Origin of the sequence: Cryobacterium sp. TMT2-42-4 (assembly GCF_004402645.1) — a bacterium.
GTDB classification, from domain to species: Bacteria; Actinomycetota; Actinomycetes; order Actinomycetales; family Microbacteriaceae; genus Cryobacterium; species Cryobacterium sandaracinum.
In genome coordinates, this window is sequence record NZ_SOFT01000006.1 from 1 (window position 1) to 11,688 (window position 11,688).

The window sequence follows — 11,688 nt, forward strand, 5'->3', positions numbered from 1 at the left end:
ACCATTTCGTACACGCTCAACCCGGTCGCCCCCGAGGGCAACGACGGCTGGTACACAACGGACGCGGGCGTCATCGTCCACTTCACGTGTGAGGACGTGGGAGGGTCCGGAATCGCCACGTGCCCAGGCGACACAACCCTGCACGACGGCGCAAACCGGTCGGTGACGGGTACCGTGACCGACAAGGCCGGCAACACGACGACCGTGACGACGACCGGGATCAACATCGACTCCGTCGACCCGACCATCTCGTCCACCCTCGACCCGGCCGCTCCCAACGCCGCCGGCTGGTACGCGGCGGACGTCGTCGTCGACTTCACCTGCCGTGATGCGGGATCCGGCATCGCCACCTGTGCGGGCGACGTGACCCTGGTCGAGGGGGCGGGCCAGTCAGTGACGGGCGCCGCGACCGACCGGGCCGGCAACACCGCGACCGCGAGCGTGTCGGGGATCGACATCGACACGACCGCACCCACCGTTGCTCTCCTGGGCGGCCCCACCGGCAGTTACCAGTACGGAAGCAACCCGGCCGCGCCCAACTGTTACGCGACCGACGCCCTGTCCGGAATTGCCTCCTGCGTCGTGACCGGCGGCGGCACCACAGTCGGGGATCACTCGTACCTGGCGACCGCCACCGACACGGCCGGCAATACGAGCACGTCGAGGAGCGCGTACACGGTGCTGGCCTGGACCCTGAAGGGCTTCTACGCCCCAGTCGATATGGGAGCCAACGTCTGGAACACGGTGAAGGGCGGCAGCTCCGTCCCACTGAAGTTCGAGATCTTCTCCGGTGCCGAACTCACCAGCGTCTCGGCCGTCAAGAGCTTCACCGCCACGGCCGTGACCTGCCCCGGTTCGTCCGCGGTGACGGATGCGATCGAACTCACCACCACGGGCGGCACGAGCCTGCGGTATGACTCGACGTCGGGGCAGTTCATCCAGAACTGGCAGACCCCCAAGAAGCCGGGTACCTGCGCCGTGGTCACCATGACCGCCCAGGACGGTTCCACGATCAGTGCCAACTTCATGCTGAAGTAAGCACCGAGCGCAAGCGCAAGCGGAACACGGAAGGCCCCGAGCGGAACTCGGGGCCTTCCGTCCTGCGCCCCCAGACACGGGAATTGTGCCGGCCACCGCGGACCGCCAGGCACTACGACCGAGGTGAGCCCCGCTCGCCGCGTTCGTCACGGAGCAGCTCGAAGGCGCTCTCGCGGTCCGTGAGGGCGAGCTTGCGGAGCACAGCCGAGACGTGCACCCGCACCGTCGTCGGCGACACGAACAACCGGGCGGCTACCGCCTTGGTGGAGTTTCCCTCCGCGAGCAACTCCATCACCTCCCACTCCCGCGCGCTGAGCTTGCCCGCGGCCACGGAGCGGCGCAGGAAGCGGCGCCGCGCGGGCGCCCGGAACTCGCCGAGCACCCGCAGCACGAGCTCCGGCGCCATGGCCGCCTCGCCCGCCAGCACGGCCCGCAGGGCACCCGGCAGGGCGCCGGGATCGGTGTCCTTGAGCAAGTAGCCCGAGGCGCCCGCGCGCAGGGAATCGAAGAGGTCGTCGTCGTCCTTCGACATCGTGAGCATCACGATGGGCGTCTCCGGCAGGCTTCGGCCGATCTCCCGGGCTGCGTGGATCCCGTTCCCCGGCATGTTGATATCGAGCAGCACCACGTCGGGGCGGTGATCGAGGGCGAGCCGGATCGCATCCGCTGCGCTTGCCCCCTCGCCGCAGATCTCGCAACCACCGGCCTCGAGGGCCTGGCGGATCAGCGATCGTATCGGGGCATGGTCGTCGGCGATGACGACGCGGATGCCGGTGCCGTCTACCACTGGACCGTCACCACGCTTCCGCCCGCGGGTCGTGCCTCCACCTTGAACGTGCCCGGAAGCGCCCGCGCCCGAGCCTGCATGCTGACCAGGCCGTAACCGGTGGTGTCGGTGCCGGCCGGCACATCGAACCCCACCCCGTCGTCCGCAATCGCGAGGCGCCGACGGCCCCCGGCCTCGCTGAGCCGGATGTGCACCCCCATGGCTTTGCCGTGGTGCACCGCGTTGGACACCGCCTCCCGGGTGATGCGCATCAGCGCGTGCTGCTGCTCCGAATCGACGGTGATGGCCTCATCGAGGTCGACCCGCAGGTCGATTCCGTACCTCGCGGCCAGCTCCGTGGCCGCCCGGTGAACGGTGAAACTCAGCGGCTCATCGCTCGTGCGTCCGAGCGCCTGCACGGCCGCCCGCGCCTCGTCGAGTGCGCGATCACAGGCGTTGACGATACGGATACCGGATGCGACATCCACGGGAATGGCGTGGCTTTCCGCGCGGATATAGGCGAGCTCCTGGATCACTCCGTCGTGCAGCTCGCGGGCGAGCCGCCGCCGATCATCGAGCACCGCCGCGGTGACCTGCGCCCGCCAGTAGGTGCGGATTTCCCGCGCCGCGCCGACCAGCAGCAGCAGGTAGCAGCCGGTGCGGAGAAGATCCCCGGTGTAGAGCCAGTCCGTGTACAGGGATGGGAAGAGCACGTAGTTCAGGCGGGCGAACGCCCCGAGCGCACAGGCCGGGCCGAGCCAGCGGAGCAGTTCGTCGTCCCGTTTGGCCGACTGTGACGCAAAGGCCACCGAGGCGATGAAGAAACTCACGGCCGCCGCGCCCTGGGCGAGGAGCAGCACGGGATGGCCCGTCAGGAGCGCGTTCTCCGCGGACACCGGGGCGGAACCCGGGTCGAACGCCACGGGGAGCCGGTCCCGGCCGGTCCAGAGGGCGAGGTAGACCGCGGCCACCAGGGGGAGGGGGGCCAGCGCCAGCAGTCGGCGCCGGAGCATCCGTTTCGCCGGTCGCGTGTGCGCCAGGGCGGCGGCCAGGATCAGCAGGGCGCCCACGACTCGGATGGCCAGCGGAAGCCAGATGTCGAGCGTTCCCGCGCGGATTCCGCCGAGCACCTCGGTCAGGTAGGTCAGGCCCAGGCCCGCCGCGGCCAGCAGCACGAGACCCTGGAAGAGCAGCAGATCCTGCAGCCGCCCGTGCCGCAGGAACCGACCGAACACGAGGGACGCCACCAGCAACGCCACGCAGGCGTCGACCGAGTCGAGGACGAGGTGAGCCGAGGGATTGCGGAACCCGAAGACCACGGCGGGGCTCCACAGCAGGGCGCTGGTGACGGCCAGCCCGACGAGCCAGGCGGCGATGGTGAGTCGTGAGCGACCCGCCCACGCCCCGAGCGCGTGCATCCGCCGGTCAGGCTCTGCGCCGCGGGAGTCGGCCTGCGGATGCCCGGCCGGGGACAGCGGCGGGGCAGCGAAAACCGCGGGGAAGCGAAAACTTCGGGGTCCTGTGGTGCCCATGAGAATTGCCTTGGGAACGCGTTGCCGGAGCTGTCGGGTCAGCCGCTCGGGTGAGGCGAGCATAGCCGCGCCGCCTCCGGGCGGCCAGTCCCCGAGTGGGGGATAAGGCAGACGGATGCCCGAACGCGCACTGCGCGTCCGGGCATCCGTTCTGCTGCGGCGGTGCTAGTTTCCGGGGTGAATGTCCGCGTCGGCGTCGGCACCGGCGTCAGCCTCGGCAGCCACGTGCGCCTGGACCCGCTCGGCGATCTTCTGGACCACGCTGCCGTAGTCGCCGCTGAGGGCGGATCCTTCGAGCTTCTGCGCGGCGGCCTCCTGCTCGGCGGCGGGCGCGTTCTTCAGCTCGGCCAGGTCGGCCTGCAGGTCGGCCGGCAGCTCGTCGAGGAGCGCGGGGTTGTCCGCCAGCTTGAGGGCCAGTTCCGTCACCGAGGATCCGGCGTCCGCGGTCGGGTCGGTGTCCGCGGTGCCCGGCGCGGTGCCGAGGTCACTGCCCAGGGCGGCCTCCACGGCGGCGGCCAACGGGTGCTCCGGGTTGTCCCGCACGGCCTCGGCGATCTTCGTGACCTCCTCGCCGTAGCCGCCGGCCAGCGCGGTGGTGCGCACGGTGGCGGCGGCGGCGGCCCGGTCGGTCGCCCCGGTAGCGTCCGTGAGCGCGGTCAGGTCAGCCTGCAGGTTCGCCGGCAGGGTGTCGAACAGCTCGGCGTGCTCGGAGAGGGTGGTGGCCACCTTCTGGGCCTTCACATTGCCGCTCTGCCCGTGGGAAAGGTCTGCGCGAAGTTCGGCCGAAAGCGACGCCAGGAATTCGCCGTGCGCCGTGGCGCCGGAATCCCCGCTCGTGCCGGCACTCGCGCTGAAACTCGTTGTGGGCTCGGCGCTGAGAGGGGCGGCGGTGGCGCCCTGCGCGCCGACGCCGAGAAGGGCCCCGGCGGTCAGCACGGAGGCGGCGCCGAGGGCGACGCGCTTGGTGCGGGAGGTGTCGGCTGTCGGGGAGATCGTGTGCTTGTTCAAAGTGGATCCTTTCGATTGCGGCGGCCGGTCGGCGAAAAACCCGATCGATCGTTCGTAGTCATCGGAGGAGTTTAGGTACCGGGAGTGGGGGGCCGGTCCGTGCGGGCTGGGAATCGGGTTGGCTGCCCAGCCGTTCCGGTCGGGTGTGTCACCGGGCCCCGTCGCCGTCCGGTGCGCGCACATTCAGGCCAGGAATGCCGCCTGACCAGGAGTTGAGAGTGCCAGGTCACGGGTGTTCGCCCGGCCGGGCGACCGGACTCGGCGGAGCCCCGGGGCCTCGGGGCGATTACGCTCTGCGCGGAGAAACCGGCGGAGAAGCCAGCACGGAAACGCGAACCGTCGGGACCGCTCAGGGCGTCGGCAACAGCCCGTGCTTGCGGCAGGGCTGGCCGCCGACGAGGTTCAGGCACGAGTTGAACGCCGTGGGATAGCCCACGGCCTCCGACGCACCGAACCACTGGTTGTAGAACCGCCAGAAGTTCAGGTTGCCGTGCGTCGAGCATCCGTCGCCGTCGGTGCCCGGGCGTGCCAGCGCGGCGGAATTGGGCTGGTACGGCGTGTAGTTGTAGAGGTTCGCGGTGGCCTGGTTCTCGATGGTGATGGAGGACGCCCCGCAACTCGCATCCGGATTGAAACCCACGCGCACGGTTCCGATCTTGTAGGCGCGCTCGGGCTCCTGGGTGTATTGCCGGAACTGCCAGGCGGCACGGTAAACCTGGTTGAATAAGCCGAAGTACGCCGTGTCGCAGTCGGCCGTGTCGGGGCAGCCGTAGCCGGTGGCGCGCAGATAACCGGATGCGCTCGGCCGGGTGAGCAGGGACTGCTCCTTCTGCAGCAGCACGAGCAGCACCTTCGGGCTGATGGAGCAGGCCGCGGATACCTTCGCGATGATGCGGGCGGCCGACTCGTTGCGGCCCCCGGGGTATGTGGTGCAGTGCCCCTCGCCGTGGGCCGGCTGGGAGATCGTGTTCTCCTCGTAGTCGGCCAGGCACGGAGAGCCGTCGCGGGGGATGCAGGAGCGCTCCCTCAGGAACGACTGGATCTCGCCCTCGTTCAGAGAGTCGGCGTTGTAGAAGTTGTAGTCGCTGATGATCGCACCGGGGGCGAATCCGGTAGGCGCGGCGGCTTCGTCGGCGGTGTGCACCGACGCGGCCAGCGCCAGGCCACCGCCCAGCACGGCCAGAGTGACGACCATCGCCAGTGCGGTCAGTCGTCGACGCGGCGTGCCCGGGTACGTCATAGGGGAGACCTTACCGGGGCACTGCGGGAAGGGGCTGGGAGTCGACGGCCGACACGCAGCAGCGCGCGCGTCGCGACCCGGGCCCCCGGAGTAGTTTGGGGTCATGCCTGACACACAGCCAGAACAGACTCCCGTTTCCAGCGACAGCATCGTCGTCGGACACGACGGATCGGGTCACGCCGATCACGCCGTGACCGTGGCGCTCGACCTCGCCGAGCAGCTGCACGCCCCGGTCGTGCTGGTGCGCGCGTGGTCCATCGACACGGCGCCGCGCCCGGCCAACTGGGAATTCGGCTATGTCTCGTCGATCGAGGAGTATGCCGACGCGGTGCGCGTTGAGCTCGGCGAGGCCGTGATGGCCGAGGTGGCCAAGCATCCCGACGTGAAGGTCACCTACCGGGCCATCTACGCCAGTCCGTTGAAGTCCCTGATCGACGTGTCCCGAGGCGCACGGATGCTCGTGGTCGGCTCCCGAGGTCGCGGCGGCCTTAGCGGCATGCTGCTGGGTTCCGTGAGCGAGCAGTGCGTGCGGCACGCCAAGTGCCCGGTCCTGGTCGTGCGCCCGAACACCTGAGCCGACCGCTGGCGGCGGTCGGCTCCAGTCAGCTCTGGTCGGCGTCGATCCGGTTGCCGACCGCGAACCAGGCGACCGCCCCGAAGACCGGCGCGCAGACGACGGCCAGCACCCAGCTCGCCCGCGCTGCCTGCCGAAGGTGGATGGCCCGGCTGATCTGTATCAGGGCGGCGGCGATCAGCGCCGCGCTGCCCAGAACGGCGAGACCGCCGAGTCCGAGTGCTGCCATCTGCACCATGCTTGCACTGTCGATCATTGCGACCTCCCCTGTTGAACCCCCTGAGACGCTATTTTTCCCCTGTCACAGCGTCTCGTCCCTAAACCATACCAAACGGTATCTTCTGTGGGGCCAATTGAGGCGGAGTGGGGCCGATTGAGGCAGAGACGATACAACGGATGCGTGGGGCCGTGTGCGACCCGGTTCGGGCAGTCGCTACGCTGGAAGCCGGAATAACCGAGGAGTGGAATGGCGCAGCAACAACGGGCGATCGGAACGCGGGCCGCGATCATCCGAGGTGCGGCGGTCGCCTTCCGGGAGCACGGGTACGGCAGTACGACCCTGGCCGGACTGGAAGTCGCCGCCGGGGTGAGCAAGGGCGCACTCTATTTTCATTTCGCGTCCAAGGAGGCGCTCGCGCTCGCCGTGATCGAGGCGCAGCACGAGGCCTCGATCGGCTTGGGTCAGAGGCTGCTGGACGGCACGATGCCCGGGTTGCAAGCCCTCATCCTGATGACCTTTGAGCTGGCGGCGCAGGTGCGGGACGAGCCGGTGGTGAGTGCCGGCATCCGTCTCACCATGGAGGCCTCCAATTTCTCGGTGCCGGTGGTCGGTCCGTTCCATGACTGGATCGATGTCTGCGGGAAGGTGCTGCGACGCGCGATCAATGAAGGCGACGTTTCGGCCGATCTGAACGTAGAGGCCGCCGCGCACTTCATCAGCCCCGCCTTCACGGGCGTGCAGACCGTCTCCCAGGTGCTCACCGGGCGGGCGGACCTCTTCCAGCGCGTGGAGGAGATGTGGGAGCTGCTCCTGCCGGGCCTGCTGCCGGCCGGGCTTACGGACGAGCGGCGGGCGAAGCTGACCGCACTGCCGGCCCAGGTGCGGGCGAACTGCGCCGCGGGCCCGGGCGCCGCGGGCGGGGTAGCGGATCGGGCCTAGGACCCAGCCGAAGCGGTCGACCCTCCGGCGGACGCGCGCGCCCGCCGGGAGCGCCACCACGCCCAGACCGTAGTCAGGATGCGCTTGAGGGCCACCGAGATGCGGTGCGCGGTGGGGAATTCCGTGCCCAGGATCGCGATGCCGAGGAAGACGACGAGCCAGCCGGGCCCCGGCAGGGGCACCAGGATGAGCCCGATGACGGCCACCGTGGAGCCGAGTACGCCGACCACAGTGCGGTAGAGCCAACGCAGCCGAGGGTGCTGATCCACCCAGGCGCGGCTCCGGCGCAGGAAGCGCCGGATCGGGTGGGCGGAGCTGCGTCCTTCGTCGATTTCGCGCTGGAGGATGACGGTCATTCGTTCAGGTTAAGCGGGGTCGCTGGGAACCTGCTGCGCGGGCATCCGTCGCCGCTGTCGCCGCCTCTGACCGGAGCGTGACTCCGGCCCCGGGGGTACTGTGTGCGGCATCTGGATCAACATTCGGTATCACGGAGGAGACGAATCATGGCTGCACTTGCAAAACGCGAGCGTTTCGAAATGCCGGAGCCGGTGCGGCGCTTTTTCGAGGGCGACTGGGACGCTCCGGCCCTGCGGGTGGAGGAATTCCGCGACGGCGGCAACTTGGTTGTGAGGGCGGAATTGCCCGGAATCGACCCGGAAAAGGATGTCGATGTGTCGGTCAGCGACGGCGTGCTGCACATCCAGGCCGAGCGGCAGGAAAAGACCGAGCACAAGGACAAGGACGGCTACCGGACCGAGTTCCGGTACGGCTCGTTCACGCGCGACATCGCGCTGCCCCGCGGAATCAAGGAAGAGGATGTGACGGCGTCCTACCGGGACGGCGTGCTCGAGGTGCGCGTGCCGGTGCCCGAGGGTGCCGAGGAACCGAAGAAGGTGCCGATCGCGCGAAGCTGAGCCGGCCCCGAATGGGGGACGCAATGTGCCAATTCTCTTGACTCACGTCGCCTTAACCGGTTTAGTTGGCTGTACCAAACCGGTTCAGTCTGAACCAGGAGAGAAGAAATGACGTACAACGCTGTTCGCTCACAGTCCCCCCGCCCGCGATCTCTGAAAGCCGTGGCCCTCACCGCCGCGGTCTCGCTGCTCCTACTCGGAGCCGGCACCGCCGCGGCCGCCGCGGCACCGCCATCCGGCGCATCCGCCGCATCCGGTGCACCGGCCGGAGCCGTCGCCACCCGGCCCGCCCCCGCGGCGTCCGCGCCGCTGACCAACCTGTCCCACCTCACATTCCTGCTCGACACCGTGCCGCTGACCGCGGTCGACGGGCACACCACCTACGAAATCGACCAGCAGCCCACCGCGCAGGCGCCGTGGACCTACGCCGACAAGAAGGCGGACGGCAGTTACGGCCGGGTCGGCGGCGGGTCGCTCGACCCCGCGACCGGGCACTGGAGCCAGGGCGCCTACAACGCCGACGACATCGCCCGCACCGCGGTCGTCTACCTGCGCCACTGGCAGCAGACCGGTGATGAGACCAGCCGCGAGCACGCCGTGCAGACGCTGCGCTCCCTCACCTACCTGCAGACCGCGACCGGCCCGAACGCGGGGAACGTGGTGCTCTGGCAGCAGGCCGACGGCACCCTGACCCCCAGCGCCACCCCGGTGGAACTGCCCGACCCGAGCGACTCGGCCGAGTCCTATTGGGTGGCCCGCACCATGTGGGCCCTCGGCGAGGGCTACGCCGCGTTCCAGGCTGCCGACCCCGACTTCGCCGCGTTCCTGCAGGACCGCCTGCACCTCTCGCTCGACTCCCTCGAGCGTCAGTCGCTCGCAAAATACGGCACCTTCGACGTGGCCGACGGCGTGAATGTGCCGGCCTGGCTCATCGCGGGCGGGGCGGATGCCTCCGCCGAGGCCGCGCTCGGCCTCGCCGCCTACGTCACGGCCGTCCCGGACGACGACACCGCCCGCACCGCGCTGACCCGGCTCACCGAGGGTGTCGCCGCGATGTCCTCCGGCTCCGCCACCGAGTGGCCTTTCGGCGCGATCATGCCGTGGAACAAGTCGCAGACCCTCTGGCACGCTTGGGGCGGACTGGCCCCGGCCGCCGTCGCCACCGCGTCCACGGTGCTCGGACGCTCCGACCTGCTCGGCGCCGCCGTCAAGGACGCCGCCCAGTTCACCCCGCAGCTGCTGGCCGCCGGCGGACCGGACAACGCCTGGAGCCCCACCCCGGGTGAGGCGCAGATCGCCTACGGCGTCGACTCCCGCGTGCAGGGGCTCGTCGCCACCGCCGCGGCCGCGAACGCCCCGGGGCTGCTCGACCTCGCCGCCGTGACCGCCGCCTGGTTCTTCGGCGCCAACCCGAACGGCGCCCCGGCCTATAACCCGGCAACCGGTACGGCCATCGACGGCATCGAAACCGACGGCCGGATCAACCCCAACTCCGGCGCGGAATCCACCATCCACGCCCTGATGACCATGCTGACCCTGGACGCGAATCCGTCGCTGAAGGTCAAGGCCCTCGGCATCGACGCGACCGTCTCCACCGTGGGGCTGAGCGTCGTCGAGGCCGAGTCCGGCACCATCACGGGCGGCGGGTCCGTGGTCACGCCGCCGTCGTCCTGGACCGGCGAGGCCAACCTCTCCGGCGGCGCCTACGTGGCGCTGGGTACGGGCGACTCGCTGAGCATCCCGGTTCCCGCCACCGACCAGGCTCGCAACGTGTTCCCGATCGTGAACCAGGGCGAGGCCGACTCCGGGTCGACGGCCTGGTCGTCCGCGACGTCGACGCTGGGCAGCACGAGCAACGGCGGCGCGGGCGCGCAGGGCATCACGGATGCCCCGGGACGCCTGTTCCCGCTCACGCTCCAGCAGGCCCTGCCCGGGGCGGACACCGCGGTCGTCGGCATGGCCGATGGGGCGGCATCCGTAGACGCGCTGCTGATCCAACCGCTGATCTCGACGATCACGGTGACCGGTTCGGCGGGGGAGTCCACGGTGTACGTCAGCGCGGCGACCGAGTCGAGCGTGCGCACGGTGGTCGTGCCGCGCGGCTACCGGCTGGCGCAGCAGGCGTTCGATGCGACCGGCACGCCCGTCGCATCCGTTGACAAGAAGGCTCCGAAGACGGGGGCCGTGACGGTCGTCGCCGGCGGGTTCACGGTGGCGAAGCTGGTGCGCAAGTAGGGCCGGCGCCCTCGGGCCTGCCCGCGCGCGCCCACGTGCGATGGCGGTGGCGGTGGGGTGGCAGGGGCAGTGGCTAGGGGAGCGGCAGCGGCTGCGGGTCGACTCCGAGGGTCGTGAGCATGGCCTCGACCTGGTGCCGGATCTGGTCCCGGATGCGACGCACCTCCGGGGTCGGCTGACCGGCCGGGTCGGCCAGTTCCCAGTCCTGGTAGAGCTTGCCCGGATAGACCGGGCAGGCGTCGCCGCAGCCCATGGTGACGACGACGTCGGCGGCCTGCACGACGTCATCCGTCAGCGGTTTCGGGAACTCCTCGTCCAGGTTGAGGCCGAGTTCGGTCATCACCGCCATCACCGTGGGGTTCAGTCCCCTGGCCGGAGCCGAACCGGCCGAACGCACGTGCACCCGACCGCCAGACAGGGCCTGGGTCAGCACCGCCGCCATCTGGGACCGCCCCGCGTTCTGCTCGCAGACGAACAGGACCTCGGGGACGTCCTTGGCGATCGCGCCCTTTGCCTGGGCCAGAGCGGTCAGGCGGTCGGTGGCGTAGCGCCCCGTGTTGGTCACGAGGAACGCCGTGACCGTCGAGGTGCGCAGGAGCGACGTGTACGACTCGAGCACGTACCGTTCGATCGTCTCGGCGCCGAACACGCCCGAGAACCGGTCGGTGAGGTGCGCGGCCAGCCGTCGCAACGACTCCTCGGGGAAGGCCAGTCCGGGCAGTGACCGGCGCACGCTCAGATCGCTCATGGCGGGTCGGACCTAGACCTGGGCGGGGAGGATCTCGGCGAGCAGGGCCTGGATGCGGGCCTTGATCTCGTCGCGGATCGGACGCACGGACTCGATGCCCTGGCCGGCCGGGTCGGCGAGTTCCCAGTCCTCGTAGCGCTTGCCGGGGAAGATCGGGCAGGTGTCGCCGCAGCCCATGGTGATGACGACGTCCGACTCCTGGACGGCCTCGGTGGTGAGGATCTTGGGCACGTTGTTCGCGATGTCGATGCCCTCCTCCGCCATGGCCTCGATCGCGATCGGGTTGATCTGGTCCTTCGGCGCGGAGCCGGCAGAGAGCACCTCGACACGGCCCTCGGACAGGGCGGTCATGTAGCCGGCGGCCATCTGAGAGCGGCCCGCGTTGTGCACACAGACGAAGAGAACGGTGGGCTTTGCGGTCATGATCGGTGGTTCCTTCTTGATTTTCGGGGGTGGACGGCGGGGCGGTATGCA

The 11,688-nt window shown here is 69.9% G+C and carries 13 protein-coding genes; 5 read left to right on the top strand and 8 right to left on the bottom strand.

Going from position 1 to position 11,688, the window contains the following annotated elements; genetic code table 11:
- A partial coding sequence (locus E3O18_RS15985) for a PxKF domain-containing protein (RefSeq protein WP_194086015.1) occupies window positions 1–1,038 on the top strand: 1,038 nt, incomplete at its 5' end.
- A gap of 112 nt (window positions 1,039–1,150) precedes the next feature.
- Here E3O18_RS15985 and E3O18_RS00870 read toward each other — a convergent pair.
- The 4 genes from E3O18_RS00870 to E3O18_RS00885 all read right to left on the bottom strand — a co-directional run bounded on the left by E3O18_RS00870 (window position 1,151) and on the right by E3O18_RS00885 (window position 5,584).
- Complete coding sequence (locus tag E3O18_RS00870; protein ID WP_134394889.1) at window positions 1,151–1,825, bottom strand: response regulator transcription factor; 675 nt, start codon at window positions 1,823–1,825, stop codon at window positions 1,151–1,153.
- Window positions 1,819–3,336 (bottom strand): ATP-binding protein, encoded by a 1,518-nt coding sequence (locus tag E3O18_RS00875; RefSeq protein ID WP_166784522.1) that lies wholly within the window; start codon window positions 3,334–3,336, stop codon window positions 1,819–1,821. Before E3O18_RS00875 ends, E3O18_RS00870 begins: the two co-directional genes overlap by 7 nt.
- A 165-nt stretch (window positions 3,337–3,501) precedes the next feature.
- Window positions 3,502–4,344, bottom strand: a complete 843-nt coding sequence (locus E3O18_RS00880) for a hypothetical protein (protein ID WP_134417252.1) — start codon at window positions 4,342–4,344, stop codon at window positions 3,502–3,504.
- Window positions 4,345–4,693: 349 nt separating this feature from the next.
- Complete coding sequence (locus E3O18_RS00885) at window positions 4,694–5,584, bottom strand: hypothetical protein (protein WP_134394892.1); 891 nt, start codon at window positions 5,582–5,584, stop codon at window positions 4,694–4,696.
- A 103-nt stretch (window positions 5,585–5,687) separates the two neighbouring features.
- On the opposite strand from E3O18_RS00885, the gene E3O18_RS00890 reads away from it, so the two are divergent.
- Complete coding sequence (locus E3O18_RS00890; RefSeq protein ID WP_134394893.1) at window positions 5,688–6,158, top strand: universal stress protein; 471 nt, start codon at window positions 5,688–5,690, stop codon at window positions 6,156–6,158.
- Window positions 6,159–6,186: 28 nt separating this feature from the next.
- Here the strand turns inward: E3O18_RS00890 and E3O18_RS00895 are convergent, their stop codons facing one another.
- Complete coding sequence (locus E3O18_RS00895) at window positions 6,187–6,414, bottom strand: PLDc N-terminal domain-containing protein (RefSeq protein WP_134394894.1); 228 nt, start codon at window positions 6,412–6,414, stop codon at window positions 6,187–6,189.
- 210 nt (window positions 6,415–6,624) lie between these two features.
- On the opposite strand from E3O18_RS00895, the gene E3O18_RS00900 reads away from it, so the two are divergent.
- On the top strand, window positions 6,625–7,317 hold the full coding sequence (locus tag E3O18_RS00900) for a ScbR family autoregulator-binding transcription factor (protein ID WP_134417254.1): 693 nt from the start codon (window positions 6,625–6,627) through the stop codon (window positions 7,315–7,317).
- Here E3O18_RS00900 and E3O18_RS00905 read toward each other — a convergent pair.
- The gene (locus E3O18_RS00905; RefSeq protein ID WP_134394896.1) at window positions 7,314–7,673 is read right to left on the bottom strand and encodes a TIGR02611 family protein; all 360 of its coding nucleotides are present in this window, start codon (window positions 7,671–7,673) and stop codon (window positions 7,314–7,316) included. The two genes, E3O18_RS00900 and E3O18_RS00905, sit on opposite strands and share 4 nt — an antisense overlap.
- A gap of 147 nt (window positions 7,674–7,820) precedes the next feature.
- Between E3O18_RS00905 and E3O18_RS00910 the strand changes: the two genes are divergently transcribed.
- Together E3O18_RS00910 and E3O18_RS00915 are read left to right on the top strand one after the other, a co-directional pair.
- On the top strand, window positions 7,821–8,231 hold the full coding sequence (locus E3O18_RS00910) for an Hsp20/alpha crystallin family protein (protein ID WP_134394897.1): 411 nt from the start codon (window positions 7,821–7,823) through the stop codon (window positions 8,229–8,231).
- Window positions 8,232–8,339: 108 nt separating this feature from the next.
- Window positions 8,340–10,466 carry a hypothetical protein gene (locus E3O18_RS00915; RefSeq protein ID WP_134394898.1) on the top strand — a complete coding sequence of 709 codons (2,127 nt, stop codon included), beginning with the start codon at window positions 8,340–8,342 and terminating at the stop codon, window positions 10,464–10,466.
- Window positions 10,467–10,539: 73 nt separating this feature from the next.
- On the opposite strand, the gene E3O18_RS00920 is transcribed toward E3O18_RS00915, so the two are convergent.
- A complete protein-coding gene (locus E3O18_RS00920; protein ID WP_134394899.1) occupies window positions 10,540–11,214 on the bottom strand; it encodes an arsenate reductase ArsC in 675 nt (224 codons plus the stop codon).
- A gap of 12 nt (window positions 11,215–11,226) precedes the next feature.
- Complete coding sequence (locus E3O18_RS00925) at window positions 11,227–11,637, bottom strand: arsenate reductase ArsC (RefSeq protein ID WP_134394900.1); 411 nt, start codon at window positions 11,635–11,637, stop codon at window positions 11,227–11,229.
- Between the last annotated feature and the right edge of the window lie 51 nt (window positions 11,638–11,688).

Excerpts from the sequence above, each read along its gene's own strand:
- E3O18_RS00905 (WP_134394896.1), bottom strand. The coding sequence starts at position 7,673 with ATGACCGTCATCCTCCAGCGCGAAATCGACGAAGGACGCAGCTCCGCC.
- E3O18_RS00890 (WP_134394893.1), top strand. The coding sequence starts at position 5,688 with ATGCCTGACACACAGCCAGAACAGACTCCCGTTTCCAGCGACAGCATC.
- E3O18_RS00915 (WP_134394898.1), top strand. The coding sequence starts at position 8,340 with ATGACGTACAACGCTGTTCGCTCACAGTCCCCCCGCCCGCGATCTCTG.
- E3O18_RS00875 (WP_166784522.1), bottom strand. The coding sequence starts at position 3,336 with ATGGGCACCACAGGACCCCGAAGTTTTCGCTTCCCCGCGGTTTTCGCT.
- E3O18_RS00925 (WP_134394900.1), bottom strand. The coding sequence starts at position 11,637 with ATGACCGCAAAGCCCACCGTTCTCTTCGTCTGTGTGCACAACGCGGGC.
- E3O18_RS00895 (WP_134394894.1), bottom strand. The coding sequence starts at position 6,414 with ATGATCGACAGTGCAAGCATGGTGCAGATGGCAGCACTCGGACTCGGC.
- E3O18_RS00910 (WP_134394897.1), top strand. The coding sequence starts at position 7,821 with ATGGCTGCACTTGCAAAACGCGAGCGTTTCGAAATGCCGGAGCCGGTG.
- E3O18_RS00920 (WP_134394899.1), bottom strand. The coding sequence starts at position 11,214 with ATGAGCGATCTGAGCGTGCGCCGGTCACTGCCCGGACTGGCCTTCCCC.
- E3O18_RS00885 (WP_134394892.1), bottom strand. The coding sequence starts at position 5,584 with ATGACGTACCCGGGCACGCCGCGTCGACGACTGACCGCACTGGCGATG.
- E3O18_RS00900 (WP_134417254.1), top strand. The coding sequence starts at position 6,625 with ATGGCGCAGCAACAACGGGCGATCGGAACGCGGGCCGCGATCATCCGA.